Origin of the sequence: Bradyrhizobium sp., assembly GCF_035935975.1 — a bacterium.
Taxonomy (GTDB): Bacteria; Pseudomonadota; Alphaproteobacteria; order Rhizobiales; family Xanthobacteraceae; genus Bradyrhizobium.
The window spans coordinates 1-19,132 of sequence record NZ_DASYWN010000002.1 but is presented as its reverse complement, the minus strand read 5'-3'; the positions used below and the strand labels follow the sequence as shown (position 1 = coordinate 19,132).

Annotated in this window: 19 protein-coding genes; 15 read left to right on the top strand and 4 right to left on the bottom strand. The window is 65.3% G+C overall.

Going from position 1 to position 19,132, the window contains the following annotated elements; genetic code table 11:
* Positions 1-63: 63 nt before the first annotated feature.
* Both VGR99_RS00160 and VGR99_RS00155 read right to left on the bottom strand, forming a co-directional pair.
* On the bottom strand, positions 64-864 hold the full coding sequence (locus VGR99_RS00160; protein ID WP_326896268.1) for an SDR family oxidoreductase: 801 nt from the start codon (positions 862-864) through the stop codon (positions 64-66).
* Positions 865-1,046: 182 nt separating this feature from the next.
* Positions 1,047-2,105 carry a polysaccharide deacetylase family protein gene (locus VGR99_RS00155; protein ID WP_326896267.1) on the bottom strand — a complete coding sequence of 353 codons (1,059 nt, stop codon included), beginning with the start codon at positions 2,103-2,105 and terminating at the stop codon, positions 1,047-1,049.
* Between the two features lie 165 nt (positions 2,106-2,270).
* On the opposite strand from VGR99_RS00155, the gene VGR99_RS00150 reads away from it, so the two are divergent.
* The 4 genes from VGR99_RS00150 (at position 2,271) to VGR99_RS00135 (ending at position 5,674) form a co-directional block, all read left to right on the top strand.
* On the top strand, positions 2,271-3,665 hold the full coding sequence (locus VGR99_RS00150) for an OmpA family protein (RefSeq protein ID WP_326896266.1): 1,395 nt from the start codon (positions 2,271-2,273) through the stop codon (positions 3,663-3,665).
* A gap of 2 nt (positions 3,666-3,667) precedes the next feature.
* Entirely contained in the window at positions 3,668-3,964 is a 297-nt protein-coding gene (locus VGR99_RS00145; RefSeq protein ID WP_326896265.1) for a hypothetical protein, read from the top strand.
* Between the two features lie 196 nt (positions 3,965-4,160).
* Positions 4,161-4,751 carry a TetR/AcrR family transcriptional regulator gene (locus VGR99_RS00140; protein ID WP_326896264.1) on the top strand — a complete coding sequence of 197 codons (591 nt, stop codon included), beginning with the start codon at positions 4,161-4,163 and terminating at the stop codon, positions 4,749-4,751.
* Positions 4,748-5,674: a haloalkane dehalogenase gene (locus VGR99_RS00135; RefSeq protein ID WP_326896263.1), complete on the top strand. Its 927-nt coding sequence runs from the start codon at positions 4,748-4,750 to the stop codon at positions 5,672-5,674. Before VGR99_RS00140 ends, VGR99_RS00135 begins: the two co-directional genes overlap by 4 nt.
* Positions 5,675-5,757: 83 nt before the next feature.
* Here the strand turns inward: VGR99_RS00135 and VGR99_RS00130 are convergent, their stop codons facing one another.
* Positions 5,758-6,015 carry a hypothetical protein gene (locus VGR99_RS00130; RefSeq protein ID WP_326896261.1) on the bottom strand — a complete coding sequence of 86 codons (258 nt, stop codon included), beginning with the start codon at positions 6,013-6,015 and terminating at the stop codon, positions 5,758-5,760.
* A 646-nt stretch (positions 6,016-6,661) separates the two neighbouring features.
* On the opposite strand from VGR99_RS00130, the gene VGR99_RS00125 reads away from it, so the two are divergent.
* The 8 genes from VGR99_RS00125 to phoB all read left to right on the top strand — a co-directional run bounded on the left by VGR99_RS00125 (position 6,662) and on the right by phoB (position 14,488).
* Positions 6,662-7,717, top strand: a complete 1,056-nt coding sequence (locus VGR99_RS00125) for a lysylphosphatidylglycerol synthase domain-containing protein (RefSeq protein WP_326896260.1) — start codon at positions 6,662-6,664, stop codon at positions 7,715-7,717.
* Between the two features lie 30 nt (positions 7,718-7,747).
* Positions 7,748-9,046 carry an ATP-binding protein gene (locus tag VGR99_RS00120; protein ID WP_326896259.1) on the top strand — a complete coding sequence of 433 codons (1,299 nt, stop codon included), beginning with the start codon at positions 7,748-7,750 and terminating at the stop codon, positions 9,044-9,046.
* A 145-nt stretch (positions 9,047-9,191) separates the two neighbouring features.
* Positions 9,192-10,205, top strand: coding sequence for a phosphate ABC transporter substrate-binding protein PstS (gene pstS, locus VGR99_RS00115; RefSeq protein ID WP_326896258.1), 1,014 nt, complete (start codon positions 9,192-9,194; stop codon positions 10,203-10,205).
* 173 nt (positions 10,206-10,378) lie between these two features.
* Entirely contained in the window at positions 10,379-11,368 is a 990-nt protein-coding gene (gene pstC, locus VGR99_RS00110) for a phosphate ABC transporter permease subunit PstC (RefSeq protein ID WP_326896301.1), read from the top strand.
* Between the two features lies 1 nt (position 11,369).
* The gene (gene pstA, locus VGR99_RS00105; protein ID WP_326896257.1) at positions 11,370-12,215 is read left to right on the top strand and encodes a phosphate ABC transporter permease PstA; all 846 of its coding nucleotides are present in this window, start codon (positions 11,370-11,372) and stop codon (positions 12,213-12,215) included.
* Positions 12,212-13,030 (top strand): phosphate ABC transporter ATP-binding protein PstB, encoded by an 819-nt coding sequence (gene pstB, locus VGR99_RS00100; protein ID WP_326896256.1) that lies wholly within the window; start codon positions 12,212-12,214, stop codon positions 13,028-13,030. The genes pstA and pstB overlap by 4 nt, the downstream gene beginning before the upstream one ends.
* A gap of 11 nt (positions 13,031-13,041) precedes the next feature.
* On the top strand, positions 13,042-13,758 hold the full coding sequence (phoU, locus tag VGR99_RS00095; RefSeq protein ID WP_326896254.1) for a phosphate signaling complex protein PhoU: 717 nt from the start codon (positions 13,042-13,044) through the stop codon (positions 13,756-13,758).
* A gap of 22 nt (positions 13,759-13,780) precedes the next feature.
* The gene (gene phoB, locus VGR99_RS00090; RefSeq protein WP_008143479.1) at positions 13,781-14,488 is read left to right on the top strand and encodes a phosphate regulon transcriptional regulator PhoB; all 708 of its coding nucleotides are present in this window, start codon (positions 13,781-13,783) and stop codon (positions 14,486-14,488) included.
* Between the two features lie 126 nt (positions 14,489-14,614).
* Here phoB and VGR99_RS00085 read toward each other — a convergent pair whose 3' ends face one another.
* Complete coding sequence (locus tag VGR99_RS00085; RefSeq protein WP_018644522.1) at positions 14,615-15,127, bottom strand: GcrA family cell cycle regulator; 513 nt, start codon at positions 15,125-15,127, stop codon at positions 14,615-14,617.
* A 455-nt stretch (positions 15,128-15,582) separates the two neighbouring features.
* On the opposite strand from VGR99_RS00085, the gene VGR99_RS00080 reads away from it, so the two are divergent.
* The 3 genes from VGR99_RS00080 to VGR99_RS00070 all read left to right on the top strand — a co-directional run bounded on the left by VGR99_RS00080 (position 15,583) and on the right by VGR99_RS00070 (position 18,809).
* A complete protein-coding gene (locus VGR99_RS00080) occupies positions 15,583-16,785 on the top strand; it encodes an aspartate aminotransferase family protein (protein ID WP_326896253.1) in 1,203 nt (400 codons plus the stop codon).
* The gene (argF, locus tag VGR99_RS00075) at positions 16,785-17,708 is read left to right on the top strand and encodes an ornithine carbamoyltransferase (RefSeq protein WP_326896252.1); all 924 of its coding nucleotides are present in this window, start codon (positions 16,785-16,787) and stop codon (positions 17,706-17,708) included. Before VGR99_RS00080 ends, argF begins: the two co-directional genes overlap by 1 nt.
* 93 nt (positions 17,709-17,801) lie before the next feature.
* Positions 17,802-18,809 (top strand): Hsp33 family molecular chaperone, encoded by a 1,008-nt coding sequence (locus tag VGR99_RS00070; RefSeq protein WP_326896251.1) that lies wholly within the window; start codon positions 17,802-17,804, stop codon positions 18,807-18,809.
* The last annotated feature ends 323 nt before the right edge of the window (positions 18,810-19,132 follow it).

Sequence of the window (19,132 nt, the reverse complement as noted above, 5' to 3'; positions counted from 1 at the left end):
CGAGGGTGGGATGAGCGCCGCGCCGTAGCTTCGTACGCGAGCGCGGCTGTCACGACCCTCCGCCTACCCCGCGATCTCCAGCCCCGCATTCGCGTACACCACGCCGCCATCCACCGCGATGGTGTTGCCCACCACGTAATCGCCGGCCCGCGAGGCGAGGTAGATCGCAACGCCCGCCATGTCCTCGTCGGTGCCGATGCGCCGTGCCGGAATGCGCTTGGCGACCTCGTCGGCGTGGTCGCGGGCGGCGCGGTTCATGTCGGACTTGAACGCGCCCGGCGCGATCGCGGTGACGTTGATGTTGTCCTTGATCAGCTTCGTCGCCATGCGCCGCGTCAGATGGATCACGGCTGCCTTGCTGGCGGCGTAGGAATAGGTCTCGCTCGGATTGACGAAGATGCCGTCGACCGAGGCGATGTTGATGACCTTGGCCGGCCGCTCGTGCGAGGCCGCCGCGCGCAGCGGCTTAGCCAGCGCCTTGGTCAGGAAGAACAGCGACTTGACGTTGAGGTCCATCACCTTGTCCCAGCCGCTTTCGGGGAATTCGTCGAACTCCGCGCCCCAGGCCGCGCCCGCATTGTTGACGAGGATGTCGAGCTTCGGCTCCAGCTTGATGATTTCGGAGGCCAACTTGTCGCAGCCTTCGACCGTCGAGATGTCGATCGGCAGCGCGATGCACTCGCCGCTATACTGGCTCGAAAGCTCTTGCGCCGTCGCCTCGCACGGGCCCGCCTTGCGCGCGGTGATGTAGACCTTCGCCGCGCCCTGCGCGAGGAAACCCGCCGCGATCATCTTGCCGATGCCGCGCGAGCCGCCGGTCACGACCGCGACGCGGCCTTTGAGCGAGAACAGATCGTTGAACATGGTGCCTCCCTTGGTTGGCGCCCGTTGTGAGCGGGGCGGCAGGGGGAGTCAAGGAAGGCGCTGCCAACTCCGCCCTCATCCTGAGGAGCGCGTCAGCGCGTCTCGAAGGATGCGGGCGGCCATCCTTCGAGACGCGCTCCTTTGGAGCGCTCCTCAGGATGAGGACGGAGTGCGCGGATGGATCAGGCCGCCGCGATCCGGCGAAAGCCGTTCCACATCGCAGTCGCCGCGCCCGAGGTCAGCACCGGCAGGATCCGCGCGTCCTGGTAATTGCCGTTGAGCGAAACGCGCGGCAGCGCGGTCATGTGGCCGGCGTTCTCTGCGAACAGCATGCCGGGGCGCGTCGTCACCGCGGTCTTGAATCCGGCGGACGCGGCCAGGGCAAATTCGCGATCGCCGGCGGACTCGCGGTCGCCATAGGGATAGGCCAGATGCATCACCGGACGTTCCAGCGCGGTCTCGATCCGCGCCCGGCTCACCGCCATCTCCTGCGCGGCGGCGTCCTCGCTCTGCTTGGCGAGATTGCAATGGCTGATGGTATGCGCGCCGATCGTCACCAGCGGATCTGCGGCGAGCTGCTTCACGCCGTCCCAGGACAGGCAGAGGCCGCGGCACAGCGCTTCCATGTCGATGCCGTGCCGGGCGCAGAGCGCGGCGATCTCGCGTGCAAGATCATGCTCGCCCGGCAGCGAACGGAGCCAGTCGTGCAGGCGGTCGAATGCCGCCTGCTTTGCGGCCGGCGTCGTCGCATCGAGCCGCAGCTCGGAATTGCCGATCTGCACCTCGACCTGCTCGGCCTTCGCGATCACGGCCTCCAGCGCCGCCCACCACAGCCGCCCGGTGCCTTCGGCGAAATCGCTGGCGACATAGACCGACAGCGGCGCGTCAAATTCGCGCAGCACCGGCAGCGCATAGTCGAGGTTGTCGCGATAGCCGTCGTCGAGCGTGAAGGCGGCGAAGCGGCGGGCGAACCGGCCCTGCACCAGCCGCTCATGCAGCTCGTCCATGCTGACGATGTCGATGGCGCGCGAGCGCAGATGGCTCAGCGTCGCGCGCAGGAATTCGGGGGTGACTTCGAGATGCCGGTTCGGCTGGAACGCACCCTCACGGGCCGGCCGCACGTGGTGCAGCATGAAAATGGCGCCGACGCCCGACAGAAGCGGGCGCAAGAGGTGGTGCGCCCCGCTGAAATAGAGTGCTCCCAGCCCGGCGCGGATGACGTTGTTGCGGAGTTGTTTCATGTCCGGCAGGCCGACCCCTGGCATTCCGCCCCCAACTTACGGACCTACCCTTGAAGAAAAAGTTATTCCAATTGTCCACGCCGGGCCTTTGGAAGGGCGTCATTTCCGGTTTGACAGCCCGCCAAGGGTTTGTTTTGTCTCCGGTTCCAGAGTTCGGGTCGTCGAATGCAGATGCTTTTCAGGTGGGCCAGCAAATGGTGGCCGGGGTTGATCCCCCTGGCCGTCATGTGGGGATTTGCGGCCTGGAATAACACCTTGCCGGTCGAGGCCGACCTGTCCGCCCGCAGCACGGCCGCCCTCAAGGACACCGTCCTGGACAAGACCCGGATCGCCGTGGACGGCCGCGACGTCGGCCTGGCCGCGGAGGCCTTTTCCGAGGAGGGCCGCCGCGACGCCGTCATGGCGGTCGAACTCGTTCCCGGCGTGCGCCTGGTCGATGACCGCACCCGCCTGGTTCCCGAGGCAAAGCCGTTCGTCTGGAACGCCGAGCGCGACGTGGTCCGGGTGACGCTGTCAGGCTCCGCGCCGCTGCCGTCGATGAAGGCCCGCCTGACCGAGGCGGCCCGCAAGGAGGTCGGCGGCGTCGAGGTGGCCGATCAGATGCGTTTGGCCCGCGGCGCGCCGCCGCGTTTCGAGGCGGCTGCGATGCTGCTGCTCGACCAGATCGGCAAGCTCAAGGACGGCAAGATCACGATCTCCGACACCCAGATCAATCTGTCGGGCATGGCGCGCGACCTCGGCGGCCGCGAGGCGATTGCCGCGGCGCTGAAGAATTTGCCGGCGGGTTTCACCATCGCCGCCAATGACATCAAGGCGCCGCCCTACATCTTCCAGGCCTACAAGGATCCCGTCGCCGCCACGGTGACGCTGACCGGCTACGTGCCCGACAACAATGTGCACGCGGCGATCGCAACCAGCGCCTCGCGAAAATTCTTCACCGAGAAGGTGGTCGACAATCTCAAGGCCAGCGTCGGCGCACCCGCCTCCTTCAACACCGCCGTGGTCGCAGCGCTCGGCGGGCTGTCGCGGCTGTCGACCGGCACGCTCGTGGTGTCCGACCGCGAGGTGAAGCTGTCGGGCGATGCGCTCTACGAGGGCGCCGCCAACGACATCCGCGCCGGCCTCGGCAAGGATTTTCCAAAGAACTGGGTGTACAAGCCGGAGATCACGGTGAAGCCCGCGGCGGGTCCAGTCGACGGCACGGTCTGCCAGCAATTGTTCACGGAGCTGCTGAACAAGGGCAAGATCCGCTTCGCCGCCAAGCGCGCCGACATCGATCCGGATTCCGCCGGCATTCTCGATCACCTGATCGAGACGGCGCTGCGTTGCCCCACCACCAATATCGAGGTCGCCGGCCATACCGATGCCGACGGCGAGGATTCCTTCAACCAGGCGCTTTCCGAGAAGCGCGCGCAGGCGGTGATCGATTACCTGGTCAAGGCCGGCCTGCCGGCCAACCGCTTCACCGCGGTCGGCTACGGCGCCACGCAGCCGGTCGCCGGCAACGACACCGACGACGGCAAGGCGCAGAACCGCCGCATCGAATTTCTGGTGAGGTGACGATGCCCTATCTCGTCTCGTTTCACATGGGCTGGCTGATCGGCTCGCTGCTGCTGGGCTTTTGCATGGGCTGGATCTCGGTGGTCCAGCGCGGCAACGGCACCTCGAAGGTCACCGCGCGCTGGCTCGCCTTGCTGGCGGCGGGACTGGTCGCGGCCTCGTTCGCGCATGTGGTGCCGGGCCGGTTCGGCTACTGGCTCGACCTCGGATTGATCATGTTCGCGTGCTACCTCGTCGGCTGTACCATCGGCGCCTGGCTGCGCTATTGGGTGGTGTCGCGGAGCCAGCCCGTCGGCTGAGCCCTTCGCGCGAGTGAGGTGAAGTGAGGCGGCCATCCCGCAAGGGGGGAGGGAACGCACCGCTATCGGGGCGCTAGGCGCGGCTCATCTGCTCAGACTTCAATCCGAAACGGCGATAACGAGCTGATTGGTAAGAAGATCGCCGAGCGATCAGAGTGTGCTTGACAATAATACGTACGTACGTATTATTTCATTCATGCCAAAACCCTCTCTCAAAGACGCCATCCTCGATGCCGGCCTGAAGGTCATGTTCCGCACCGGCTATCACGGCACCAGCGTGCGCGACGTCACCGCTGCCGCTGGCGCGCCGCAGGGGTCCTTCACCAACCATTTCCGCTCCAAGGAGGCGTTCGCCTCCGAGGTGCTCGACCGTTATTTCGACGTCACGCGGGGACTGGTTGCGGAGGCCCTCGAGGACACATCGCTGACGCCGCGCGCGCGGCTGCGGCGCTATCTCGACATCATCACCGGCCGTCTCGAGGCCGATGGCTATGGTCGCGGATGCCTGATCGGCGACCTCAGCCTGGAGGCATCAGGCAGCAGCGAGCTGCTGCGCGCGCGCCTCACCGAGATCTTTGCCGAATGGCGCGTGCCGTTCGCGGCCTGCATCGCGGAAGCACAGGCGCGCGGCGAGATCGCAACCGATTTCGCGCCCGAGGAGCTTGCCGACTTCCTGCTCGCGTCCTGGCAGGGCGCGATCCTGCGCATGAAAGTCGACCGCAATCCCAGCGCGCTCGAACGCTTCAAGACCATCGCCTTCAAAACCGTGTTCAGGGAGCCGACATGACCAGGCAGATCGAGATCCGCAACGCGTTCGTCCTCGGAAGCAGCATGGCTTATCGCGGAACGGGCCCGCAGGAAGCCCCCGTCGCGCTGTTCCTGCACGGCAATCCCACCTCGTCGCACATCTGGCGCAACATCCTGCCGCTGGTCGCACCGGTCGCGCATTGCATCGCGCCCGATCTGATCGGCTTCGGTCAGTCCGGCAAGCCCGACATCGCCTACCGCTTTGGCGATCACGTCCGCTATCTCGATGCATTGATCGACGAGCTCGGCATCCCCTCGGCCTATCTCGTCGCGCAGGACTGGGGTACCGCGCTGGCGTTTCACCTCGCCGCGCGCCGGCCGGACTTCGTGCGCGGCCTCGCCTTCATGGAGTTCATCCGCCCGATGCCGACCTGGCAGGACTTTCACGCCACCGAGGTCGCGGAGGAGCAGGACCACGCCGAGGCGGCGAGGGCCGTATTCCGCAAATTCAGGACGCCGGGCGACGGCGAAGCCATGATCCTCGAGGCCAATGCCTTCGTCGAACGCGTGCTGCCCGGCGGCATCGTGCGCAAGCTCGGCGACGATGAGATGGCGCCTTACCGCGCGCCATTCCCGACACCGGAGAGCCGCCGCCCCGTTCTCGCCCTTCCCCGCGAGCTTCCGATCGCAGGCGAGCCTGCCGATGTCTATGAGACGCTGCAATCCGCACACGACGCACTGGCCGCGTCGTCCTATCCAAAGCTGCTGTTCTCGGGCACGCCGGGTGCGCTCGTCGCCCCGGAATTCGCCCAGCGCTTTGCCGCCTCGCTGAAGCATTGCGCTCTGGTCCGCCTCGGACCCGGGCTGCACTTCCTTCAGGAGGATCACCCCGAGGCGATCGGCCGCTCGGTGGCCGGCTGGATCGCCGGTATCGAGGCGGTGCGTCCGCAACTCGCTGCTTGATGCGAGGACACGACCAGACGGAGGTCGAATGCGAGGCGAGGTGCCCTGACCTTGCGGCCAGGGCACCTCGCGCTGCGATCGGTTCAGCGAAAGCCCGCGCTGAAATTGTGGTCGCGGATGCCGATGGCCTTGGCCTCCGCCGCCGATACCCCGTCCCGACACTGGATATACCGCAGGACCTGTGCGTCGGTGCCGGCCGAGTGCGCGCGCCACATGTCGAGATTGAAGCCGTTCTTGGCCATGCACGCCTGCGAATGAGGACTGTCGTTGCGTTCTCTGGCGCCGGCAGAAGTGGCGGCGAGGACAGTCACGGCAATCAATGCGCCCAGCAGGACCTTCATAGTCTCCCCCCTTTGATAATGAGATTTTTGCGTGAAATGACGGCCGCCGACACGAAATGAGTTATCGGCAGCCGGCAAGGCTCATTCTCCGGAGAAACGCGTCGATTGAAAGCGGCTCGGAGGAAGGGCGAAGAGATAACCACAGGTAGTCTCTGCCGAGGCGCTCAATTATACGGCCCCGAAGCGCGGAGGCCACCGCATCGGCGGCTGGGGGCGCCCGGAAGGCGGCGTCCCGCCCCGGCCTGCCCGCACATCGAGAATCCGCCCCCGAACGATCCGTCTCCCCCCTCTTTCAACAAGCGGGGGCGGCCCATAGATTGATTTCGGCTTAAGGCGTGACGGAACATTGAGCGGCCGAAATCATCAAAACTTCATGGCACTTGCGCAGGATTGCCATGGAGATTCGCGTCAAGTCTTGCCGCCGAAAGCGCCAAACCGTGCTTCAGGAGCCCGCAACCTGCCTAAAACATTGAAGGCACGAGTTTTTGTTCCAATTGGCGAATTCCACTCGGCCCCAAAACGCGCTAGTGGAAGGACGGGGGGCATGCGCGATGCCGGAGCCGACGGCGAGGGTTCGTTGAGTGCCAGTGCGTTGTTCGCCTGTTCGCCGGCCACCCCGGCCGCTGAAGCGTTGTTCGAGGTTTAGATGCTGGAAGCCATACGCAGGGCGATGACGTTTCTGCGCCAGAAGCAAATCCTGCATAAGCTGGGAGTTGTGATCAGCGTCGCGGTCATCGGCATCGCTTGCTATGTGCTCTACCACATGCTGCGCGGCATCGACTTCAACGAAGTCCTCGAAGCGATCAAGAGCACCGAGCCGCGCCAGATCGCGATGGCGGCGCTGTTCGTCGCGGCGGGCTATTTCACCCTGACCTTCTACGATCTGTTCGCCGTGCGTGCGATCGGCCACTCCCATGTGCCCTACCGCATCAACGCGCTCGCCGCCTTCACCAGCTATTCGATCGGCCACAATGTCGGCGCCAGCGTCTTCACCGGCGGCGCGGTGCGCTATCGCATCTATTCGGCCTACGGCCTGAACGCGATCGACGTCGCAAAGATCTGCTTCCTCGCCGGCCTGACCTTCTGGCTCGGCAATGCCGCCGTGCTCGGTCTCGGCATCTCCTATCATCCGGAGGCCGCGGCCTCGATCGACCAACTCCCGCCCTGGCTGAACCGGACGCTGGCGATGATGATCATCGTCGCGCTGGTCGCCTATGTGGTCTGGGTCTGGACCCAGCCGCGGGTGGTCGGCCGCGGTCCCTGGACCGTGGTGCTGCCCGGCGGCCCGCTGACGCTGCTCCAGATCGCGATCGGGATCGTCGATCTCGGCTTCTGCGCGCTGGCGATGTACGTGCTGGTTCCGGACGAGCCCAATCTCGGCTTCGTCGTGGTCGCGGTGATCTTCGTCTCGGCCACCTTGCTCGGCTTTGCCAGCCACTCGCCCGGCGGCCTCGGCGTGTTCGACGCCGCCATGCTGGTCGGCCTCTGGCAGATGGACCGGGAGGAATTGCTCGGCGGCATGCTGCTGTTCCGCGTCCTCTATTATCTGTCCCCCTTCGTCATCTCTGTAATCTTGCTGACGTTTCGCGAGGTTATCATAGGCGCCCGATCGAAGCGTTTGCAGCAGGCGGCGCTCAAGCTCGACCCCGGCCCGGCGCCTGAAGCCGCCTATGTGAGAGAGCGCAGCGACAGCGGCGCCTGACGGCGCAGCCCCTAGGAGAAGCCCGCCCCGATGGCGATCGACGCCCCTTCTTCGGCTACCGCGCAGCCCTGGTCCGACCGGCTGCGGCACTCGACGATCATCCTGATCGCCGCGGCGCTGGCGCTGTCGATCGTGGTCTCGCTCGGCGAATTGTCGGCGCTGCACGCCATCGCCGTGTTCCTCTGCATCGCCGCCGCGGCGCTGATCCCCTGGCGCCTGCATGATGCGGCCGCCTCGCGCGACGATGTCCGGCGCATCAACCCGGTCGAGAGCGCGGCGGTGGCCGCGGTCGTCGCCGGCATGCCGGATCCCGCGGTGCTGCTCGACCGCGCCGGCCGCGTCATCCATCTCAACGCGGCAGCCGCCCAGCTCGCACCGGCGCTGCGGCGGAACGAGCTCGCCCAGTTCGCATTGCGCTCGCCGGAGATCATCACGGCGCTGCGCGAGTCGATCGCGACCACCGAGCCGCGGCGCGCGACCTATCTCGATCATGTTCCGGTCGACCGCTGGATGGAGCTGATCATCACGCCGGTGCCGGTGCCGACCTCGTTCGGCGGCGCCGACAAATGCATGCTGATGACCTTCCACGACCAGACGCCGCTGCGCCGGGTCGAGGAGATGCGCGCCGACTTCGTCGCCAATGCCAGCCACGAGCTGCGCACGCCGCTGGCCGCGCTGTCCGGCTTCATCGACACCCTGCAGGGCCAGGCCAAGGACGATCCGAAGGCGCGCGAGCGCTTCCTCGGCATCATGCACAACCAGGCCACCCGCATGGCGCGCCTGATCGACGACCTGCTCTCGTTGTCGCGCGTCGAACTGTCGGCCCATGTGCGGCCGGACACCCTGGTGGACCTGCTGCCGATCATCCGCCAGGTCGCCGATGGGCTCGAGCCGCTCGCCCGGGAACGCCAGGTCGAGGTCGAGATCCATCTGCCGGAACCGCCGGTGATGATCGCCGGCGACCGCGAGGAGCTGCTCCGCCTGTTCGAAAACCTGATCGAGAACGCGCTTAAATACGGCGCCTCGGGCGGGCGTGTCATCGTGTCGCTGACCACCCCGGCGACTACTGATGGAACTCAGGAAATCCGGGTCATGGTGCGCGATTTCGGTCCCGGCATCGCGCCCGAGCACCTGCCGCGGCTGACCGAGCGGTTCTACCGGGTCGATGTCGGCGACAGCCGCTCGCAGGGGGGAACCGGGCTCGGATTATCGCTGGTGAAACATATCCTTAACCGTCATCGCGGCCGGCTTTTGATCGAAAGCGTGCCGCGGCAGGGCGCCACTTTCACCGCCTGTTTTCCCCAGGCCAAGGCTCCCGTCTCGGGCTAAATTCCAAGCGATTTCAATCGCTTGATGGTGTCATCCGACTGTCACGAAACCTTCGTAAAAGCACAGCCGACCGCTCCTAAAGGGTGCGGCGCGGGGAGCGCGATCGGGCGCGGACGGCGCTTCGTTCCCCTGTATGGAGACCAGCATGAATTTCATCAAAACGATCGTCGCTGCCGGCTTGGTCGCCGCAACGACGACGGCGGCCTTTGCTGCCGACATCACGGGAGCCGGTGCGACCTTCCCGTTCCCGATCTATTCGAAGTGGGCTGACGCCTACAAGAAGGAGACCGGCAACGGTCTGAACTACCAGTCGATCGGTTCCGGCGGCGGCATCAAGCAGATCCAGGCCAAGACCGTGACCTTCGGCGCCAGCGACGCGCCGCTCAAGGCCGAGCAGCTCGAGAAGGACGGCCTCGTCCAGTGGCCGATGGTGATGGGCGCGATCGTCCCCGTCGTCAACATCGAGGGCGTCAAGGCTGGCGAACTGGTGTTCGACGGCGAGACCCTGGCCGGCATCTATCTCGGCAAGATCACCAAGTGGGACGACGCCGCGATCAAGAAGCTCAATCCGAGCGTGAAGCTGCCGTCGGACGCGATCACCGTGGTCCGCCGTTCGGACGGTTCGGGCACCACCTTCAACTTCACCAACTATCTCTCCAAGGCCAGCGCCGACTGGAAGAGCAAGGTCGGTGAGGGTACCGCCGTCGAGTGGCCGGTTGGCGTCGGCGCCAAGGGCAACGAAGGCGTGTCGGGCAACATCAGCCAGACCAAGAACTCGATCGGCTATGTCGAGTACGCCTATGCCAAGCAGAACAAGCTGACCTACACCGGCCTCGTCAACAAGTCCGGCAAGCCGGTCCAGCCGACCGTCGAAGCCTTCCAGGCGGCCGCTTCCAACGCCGACTGGGCCAAGGCTCCCGGCTACTACGTCATCCTGACCGACCAGCCCGGCGACAAGTCCTGGCCGATCACCGCTGCGACCTTCATCCTGATGCACAAGGAGCCGGCTGATAAGGCGGCGTCGAAGGAAGCCCTCAAGTTCTTCACCTGGGCGTTCAAGAACGGCGCCAAGGCTGCCGAAGAGCTCGACTACATCCCGATGCCCGAGAGCGTCGTGAAGCTGATCGAGAAGACCTGGTCGGCCGACATCAAGAGCTAAGCTCTTCTCTCGTGTCCCGGACGCGGTGCAGCACTTGGTGCTGCTCCGCAGGGCCGGGACCCACAAGAACTCTGCCCCGGATCAGCAACGTGCCGCATCCGGGGCATCAGACCAAAAACAAGACAGCGATTTAAAAAGACTTATAGTCAGTACAGGGGATCGGCGTGGCAGAGATGGCCGTTCAGAGCGATATCGTCGACGACGCCGGACCGTATGACCGCGCCAAGGCGTTGAGCGCGTTCAAAGTCGGCGACCTCACATTTTACTGGATCACGCGTCTCAGCGCGATCTCCGTGCTGCTGATCCTCGGCGGCATCATCGTGTCGCTGATCGTCGGTGCCTTCCCGGCGATGAAGGAATACGGGTTCTCCTTCCTGTGGACGCAGCGCTGGGCGCCGTCGGCAGATCCTCCCGTGCTCGGCGCGCTCGGACCGATCTACGGCACGCTGGTGACCTCGTTCATCGCGATGATGATCGCCATTCCGGTTGGTCTCGGCATCGCCATCTTCCTCACCGAGCTCTGCCCGCAATGGGCGCGCCGCCCGATCGGCATGGCGATCGAGCTGCTCGCCGGCATCCCCTCGATCATCTACGGCATGTGGGGCTTCTTCGTGCTGGGTCCGTTCCTCGCCAACACGTTCCAGCCCTTCATGATCAAGATCTTCGACGGCATCCCGGTGCTGGGCGCGATCTTCGCGGGTCCCCCGTCCTATCTCAGCCTGTTCAACGCCGCGCTGATCCTCGCCATCATGGTGCTGCCCTTCATCACCTCGATCTCGGTCGACGTGTTCAAGACGGTGCCGCCGGTGCTGAAGGAAGCCGCCTACGGCGTCGGCTGCACCACCTGGGAAGTCGTCCGCAGCGTGGTGATCCCCTACACCCGCGTCGGCGTCATCGGCGGTGTCATGCTGGCGCTCGGCCGCGCGCTCGGCGAGACCATGGCGGTGACCTTCATCATCGGCAACTCGTTCCGCATCTCGTCGTCGATCTTCGCGCCCGGCACCACGATCTCGGCGGCGATCGCCTCCGAGTTCGCCGAGAGCGACGGCCTGCACCAGTCCGGCCTGATCCTGCTTGGCCTGTTGCTGTTCGTACTGACGTTCTTCGTGCTCGCGGCCGCGCGGCTGATGCTGCTGCGTCTCGAAAAGAAGGCGGGGAAGTGACATGAACCCGATTTACGCACGCCGCCGCCGCATGGACATCGTGATCCGTGCGTTGTGCCTCGCCGCCGCCGCCTTCGGCGTCACCTGGCTGGCGCTGATCCTGCTGACGCTGCTCTACAACGGGCTGGCAGGCCTGAACCTCGATCTGTTCGTCGCTGATACTCCGCCTCCGGGCTCGACCGAAGGCGGCCTGCGCAATGCCATCATCGGCTCGCTGATCATGACCGTGCTCGGCGTCGGCATCGGCGCGCCGCTCGGTCTGTTCGCCGGCACCTATCTCGCCGAGTACGGCCGCAACGACAAGCTGACCTCGGTGATCCGTTTCATCAACGACATCCTGCTGTCGGCGCCTTCGATCATCATCGGCCTGTTCATCTATGGCGCGGTGGTGGTGCCGATGCGTGGTTTCTCGGCGATCGCAGGCTCCCTCGCGCTCGCCGTGATCGTCATCCCGGTGGTGCTGCGCACGACCGAGGACATGCTGCTGCTGGTGCCGAACGCATTGCGCGAGGCCGCCTCCGCCCTCGGCCTGCCGCGCTCGCTGGTGATCAAGCGGATCGCCTATCGTGCGGCCCGCTCGGGCCTCATCACCGGCGTGATGCTGGCCACCGCCCGCGTCGCCGGCGAGACCGCGCCGCTGCTGTTCACCGCGCTGTCGAACCAGTTCTTCAGCCTGAGCCTGAACAAGACGATGGCCAACCTGCCGGTGACCATCAACAACTTCGTCCAGAGCCCCTACGCCTATTGGAAGCAGCTCGCCTGGAGCGGTGCGCTGCTGATCACGTTGACCGTGCTTGCCCTGAACATTGGCGCGCGCATTCTGAGCGCCGAGAGGACTGCAAAATGAGTGAAATGTCTGTTTCCGTCAGTACGCCCGTTCAGCCCGGCTCGCAGCCGTTGCCGGAAGCGCCCGCCAAGGTGACGGTGCGCAACCTCAATTTCTATTACGGCGAGCACCACGCGCTGAAGAACATCAACCTGTCGCTCGGCACCAACCGGGTGACGGCGTTCATCGGTCCGTCGGGCTGCGGCAAGTCGACCCTGCTGCGCATCTTCAACCGCATGTACGACCTCTATCCGGGCCAGCGCGTCACCGGTCAGCTGATGCTCGACCAGACCAACATCCTCGACCCCAAGCTGGATCTCAATTTGCTGCGCGCCCGCGTCGGCATGGTGTTCCAGAAGCCGACGCCGTTCCCGATGACGATCTACGAGAACATCGCCTTCGGCATCCGTCTCTATGAGAAGATCTCGAAGTCGGAGATGGACGATCGCGTCGAGAAGGCGCTGCGCGGCGGCGCGCTTTGGAACGAGGTCAAGGACAAGCTCAACGCCTCCGGCCTGTCGCTCTCCGGCGGCCAGCAGCAGCGCCTCTGTATCGCCCGCACCGTCGCGGTGCGCCCCGAGGTGATCCTGTTCGACGAGCCCTGCTCGGCGCTCGACCCGATCTCGACCGCCAAGGTCGAGGAGCTGATCCAGGAACTGTCCGAGAACTACACGATCGCGATCGTCACCCACAACATGCAGCAGGCGGCGCGCGTCTCCGACAAGACCGCCTTCATGTATCTCGGTGAGCTCATCGAGTTCGACGACACCAGCAAGATCTTCACGTCGCCGACCGACCGGCGCACGCAGGATTACATCACCGGCCGGTTCGGCTGAGGAGACGGGACATGGGTTCTGAACATACCGCAAAGGCCTTCGACACCGACCTCCAGGAACTCACCCGCCTGGTCGCGGAGATGGGCGGCATCGCCGAACGCTTGATCGTCGATTCCGTCGACGCGCTGATCCGCCGCGACGTCCCGCTCGGCCAGCGCGTCGTCACCGCCGACGCCGATATCGACGCGCTGCAGAAGAAGATCGAGGAGCGCGCCGTGCTCACCATCGCGCGCCGCCAGCCGATGGCGGTCGATTTGCGCGAGATCGTCGGCGCCATGCGCGTCGCGACCGATCTCGAGCGGATCGGCGACCTCGCCAAGAACATGGGCAAGCGCGTCGCCGCGCTCGATGCCGACTTCCATCCGCTGAAGCTGTTCCGCGGCCTGGAGCACATGACCGACCTCGTGCAGCAGCAGGTCAAGTCGGTGCTGGACGCCTATGCCGCGCACGATCTGCCGGCGGCGATGGCGGTGTGGAAGGGCGACGAGGAAGTCGACGCCATCTGCACCTCGCTGTTCCGCGAGCTTCTCACTTACATGATGGAGGATCCGCGCAACATCTCGTTCTGCATCCATCTGATGTTCTGCGCCAAGAACATCGAGCGCATCGGCGACCACGCCACCAACATCGCCGAGACCGTGTTCTACATGATCGAGGGCCAGGCGATCACCGACAAGCGGCCGAAGGGCGACATGACGACCTTCGCCACGACGGTCCCGAATACCTGATTACTTAAGGAGCGACGACCCGATGGGCGCACGCATTATGGTGGTTGAGGACGAGGAAGCTCTCACCGAGCTGCTTCGCTACAACCTCGAAGGCGACGGCTATGACGTGGAGACGGTGATGCGCGGCGACGATGCCGACACCCGTCTCAAGGAGCATATCCCCGATCTGATCGTGCTCGACTGGATGCTGCCGGGACTCTCCGGCATCGAGCTGTGCCGGCGTCTTCGGACCCGGCCCGAGACCAAGCAGCTCCCGATCATCATGCTCACCGCGCGCGGCGAGGAGAGCGAGCGGGTGCGCGGTCTTGCGACAGGTGCCGACGACTACATCGTCAAGCCGTTCTCGGTGCCGGAGCTGCTGGCCCGCGTGAAGGGCCTCTTGCGGCGCGCCAGCCCCGAGCGGCTCGCCACCGTCCTGGCTTATGGCGACATCGAGCTCGATCGCGACAAGCGCCGCGTGGCGCGCTCGGGCCGGCCGATCGATCTCGGCCCGACCGAATATCGCCTGCTCGAATTCTTCCTGGAGCATCCCGGCCGCGTGTTCTCGCGCGAGCAGCTGCTCGACAGCGTCTGGGGCCGTGACATCTACATCGACGAACGCACCGTCGACGTGCATATCGGCCGCCTGCGCAAGCTGCTCAATCTCGGCCGCGAGCAGGATCCGATCCGCACCGTCCGCGGCGCCGGCTACGCGCTCGACGACCGCTTTGCCAAGGCCGAGCAGACTTAAAGAGGCTGAGCAGACGTAAAAACAGCTGCAAGCAAGCCAAATAAAAAGCGCGCCAATTGGCGCGCTTTTTTATGTCTCGATCGTCGTCCCAGCCGTGTGCCGGGACGATGTCGTCTGAAGCCGTGCTCAGCGCGTGCCGGGCTTGGCCGGTGCGCGGCGGCGATCCGCCGCGGGCTGATACGCCACGCGTGAGTGCTGGGCGCAATAGGGCAGGCCTGAGAGCGCCTTGCCGCCGCAGAAGAAGAAGTCCGGGCTGGAGGGATCGCCGACCGGCCAGTGGCAGGTCGCCTCGTTCAGCTCCAGCAGCGACAGCCGCTGGCTCATCGGCACCACGTTGTCGTAGGTGACCGGTTCGGCCTCGACCTCGACTTCGAAGGCCTGCGCCAGCGCGGTGTTGCCGCGCGCGATCGGCCGGCTCACCCGCATCATGTGCTGCGCCGGACGCGCCTTGCGGGGCCGGGGAGCCGCCGATGACGGGCTCTTGGCGCGGCCGGACAGGCCGAGCCTGTGCACCTTGCCGATCACGGCATTACGGGTCACGTTGCCGAGCTCGGCCGCAATCTGGCTGGCCGAAAGTCCGGCCTCCCAGAGCTTTTTAAGCTGCTCGACGCGATCGTCGGACCAGGTCAAAACCGTCATTGCACCCTCTCCCTCGCCGCAAGGCTGCCATCCTGGCGCCTGGCGGCGAATGCCTAAGCCTCGAAAAACCCGTGCCGTCAGAATCCCTTAAGGCTCGCCGGGCGCAGCTGGAACGCCCGAACGTTTACGCCGGTACATGAGGACTTAGAGGATCAGAAACACTGCACGAGATGTCGTATCTGACAAGCCAAACGCTACAATATGGCGTGACTCACGCGCAAGAGTCCGCCGACTCGCTTCCACATGTTCCGTGGCAAAAACCACGCTAATTCGGCACCGCAAGACTACGGAATCTGCGTTTCGCGAGGCTTTCGGGCGGCATTGACACCCGTTTCACCAGGCATAAGATAGCGACACGTGCCGCCCTTAAAAGGCGGCACGTTTCGTTTTCCGGGCCGGTTGATGGTGCGTTGCGCAATGCACGCTCACGCCGTCCGCAACATCAAGTGATCGTCATGACTAACAGCGCAGCGCCGCATTTGCTCCCCGTTTTCGCCAGGGCCGACCTCGGTTTCGAGCGCGGCGAAGGCTGCTGGTTGATTGCGACCAACGGCGATCGCTATCTCGATTTTACCTCCGGCGTTGCGGTGAACGCGCTCGGCCATGCCCATCCCGCGCTGGTCAAGGCGTTGCAGGAGCAGGCGACGAAGCTCTGGCACATGTCGAACCTGTTCCAGAGCCCTGACGGCGAGAAGCTCGCCGCGCGCCTGTGCAACGAGAGCTTTGCGGACTTCGTGTTCTTCTGCAATTCCGGCGCCGAAGCGCTCGAGGGCGTGATCAAGCTGGTCCGCCATCATCACTTCTCCAAGGGACATCCGGAGCGCTACCGCATCATCACCTTCGAAGGCGCCTTCCACGGCCGCACGCTGGCAACGCTGGCCGCGACGGGATCGGCAAAATATCTCGAAGGCTTTGGCCCGCCGATGGACGGTTTCGACCAGGTCCCGCATGGTGACATCGAGGCCGTGAAGAAGGCGATCGGTCCGCAGACCGCCGGCATCCTGATCGAGCCGATCCAGGGCGAGGGCGGCGTGCGTTCGGCAACGCCGGCGTTCCTCAAGGCGCTGCGCCAGCTCTGCGACGAGAAGGGCCTGCTGCTCGCCTTCGACGAGGTGCAGACCGGCATGGGTCGCACCGGCGATCTGTTCGCGCATCGGCGCACCGGCGTCACCCCTGACGTGATGTCGCTGGCAAAGGCGCTCGGCGGCGGCTTTCCGATCGGCGCGATCCTCGCGACCGCGGATGCCGCGTCAGGCATGGGCCCCGGCTCGCACGGCTCGACCTTCGGCGGCAATCCGCTGGCGATCTCGGCTGCGAACGCCGTGCTCGACGTCATGCTCAAGCCCGGTTTCTTCGACCACGTGCAGAAGATGTCGCTGCTGCTCAAGCAGAAGCTCGCTTCCGTCATCGACCGCCACCCCGATGTCGTCTGCGAAGTCCGCGGCGAAGGGCTGCTGATCGGCATCAAGGCCGTGGTGCCGTCCGGCGATCTCGTCGCGGCGCTGCGCAACGAAAAGCTGCTCACGGTCGGCGCCGGCGACAATGTCGTGCGTTTCCTGCCGCCCCTGATCGTCAGCGAGGCCGAGATCGAGGACAGCGTCGGGCGGCTGGAGCGCGCCTGCACTGCGCTTGCCGGCAACAAGAGGGCGGCAAGCTGATGAGCAAGTCTCCCAAGCACTTCCTGGACATCAACGAGCTCCCGCTGTCGGAGCTCAAGAGCATGCTCGACGCCTCCTCCGCCATGAAGGCGAAGCAGAAGGCGCATCAGCCGGTCAGGCCCCTCGAAGGCAAGACGCTGGCGATGATCTTCGAGCGTCCCTCGACGCGGACGCGCGTCTCGTTCGACGTCGCCATGCGCCAGCTCGGCGGCGAGCCCATCATGCTCACCGGTGCCGAGATGCAGCTCGGCCGCGGCGAGACCATTGCCGACACCGCGCGCGTGCTGTCGCGCTATGTCGATGCCATCATGATCCGCATCCTCAACCACGATGCGCTGCTCGAGCTCGCGGCCAACGCGACCGTGCCCGTCATCAACGGCCTGACGCGGCGCTCGCATCCCTGCCAGGTGATGGCGGACCTCATGACCTATCAGGAGCATCGCGGCCCGATCGAGGGTCGCACGGTGGCCTGGACCGGCGACGACAACAACGTGCTGGCGTCCTGGGCCCATGCGGCCGAGCGCTTCAAGTTCAACCTCAATGTCGCAACCCCGCCGGAGCTCGCCCCGAAGAAGGTGATGCGCGATTTCATCAAGGCCACCGGCGCATCGATCGTGCTCGGCACCGATCCCGAGGCCGCCGTGAAGGGCGCCGACTGCGTCGTCACCGACACCTGGGTGTCGATGGGCGACAAGGAGGGCGAGCATCGCCACAACGTGCTCAAGCCCTATCAGGTCAATTCCAAGCTGATGTCGCTGGCGAAGCCCGACGCGCTGTTCATGCACTGCCTGCCGGCCCATCGCGGCGAGGAGGTCACCGACGAGGTGATCGACGGCCCGCAATCGGTCGTGTTCGACGAGGCCGAGAACCGCCTGCATGCGCAGAAGGGTATTTTGGCCTGGTGCTTCGACGCGGTGAAGTAGCCGCATCCGGGCTACGCAGCCCGTCGTTCCACGCGCGACGGAATGCGGGCGTGCCTCTTTCATTTTGCATCGACCGACCCCAGATAAAGCGCCATGGTTTTTCAATCCCCTGACATGAAAACCGGGCCCGAAGGCCCGGTTCGCGCGCCATCAGCGGTTCCCATCGATGACGCTGTGCTGCCCTACGAGGTCGACGCGCTCGACGTGCGTGGCCGCCTGGTACGGCTCGGCCCTGCGCTCGACGAGATCCTGACCAAGCACGATTATCCTGCGCCGGTGGGCAAGCTGCTCGGCGAGGCCATCGTGCTGACGACGCTGCTCGGCTCGGCACTGAAATTCGAGGGCCGCTTCATCCTGCAGGCCCAGACCGACGGTCCGGTGTCGTTCCTGGTGGTGGACTACCAGGCGCCCGATCGCCTGCGCGCCTATGCGCGCTTCGATGCTGCGCGTCTCGGTGATGCCAAAGATTCCGGCACGCTGCTCGGCCGCGGCCATCTTGCCATGACGATCGACCAGGGCCCCGACATGAGCCGCTACCAGGGCCTGGTCGCGCTCGATGGCGGCGGACTGGAAGAGGCCGCCCACGAATATTTCCTACGCTCCGAGCAGATCCCGACCAAGGTGCGTCTCGCGGTCGGCGAGGAATGGCGCTCGAGCGACGGCGGCAAGCACCGCTGGCGCGCCGGCGGCATGCTGATGCAATTCCTGCCGAAGGCGCCCGAGCGCGCGCGGCAGGCCGACCTGCATCCCGGCGATGCGCCTGATGGCGTCGAGGTCCATGCCGTCGCGGACGACGACGCCTGGGTCGAGGCACGTTCGCTGATCGAGACCGTCGAGGACGTCGAGCTGATCGATCCGGAGCTGTCCGGCGAGCGGCTGCTCTACCGTCTCTTCCACGAACGCGGCGTGCGCGTGTTCAATCCGCTCTCGTTGAAAGCGCAATGCTCCTGCTCGCGCGATGCGGTCGCCTCCATGCTGAAGAGCTTTTCGCCCGATGACCGCGCCGCCATGGTCAAGGACGACAAGGTCGTCGTGACGTGTGAGTTCTGCAGCTCGGTGTACGATTTCACGCCGGACGAGGCGGGCGTCGAAGACGCATAGGCGGTCCCGTAGCCCGGATGGAGCGAAGCGTAATCCGGGACCGCTCGCCCGGCATCGGGCACTTTCCCGGATTTCGCTTCGCTCCATCCGGGCTACGAGATCGCGTGACCCGTCGGGCAAAACACCCAAAAGGGCGTCAATCAGCCCGTTCAAAAATATTCCACTTTACCGAAATTCGGAAATGTCGTATCCATCGCCCATCCCGGCTCATCCTTGAGGGGCGATCATGTTGTCGTCACGATGCGCGAGCCGGGCTTGCGGTGGACGCGGCAGCGTCGGGCGCGAGAGGTTAAGGGCAGGGCGGATGCTCTCCGTGGGCCCAA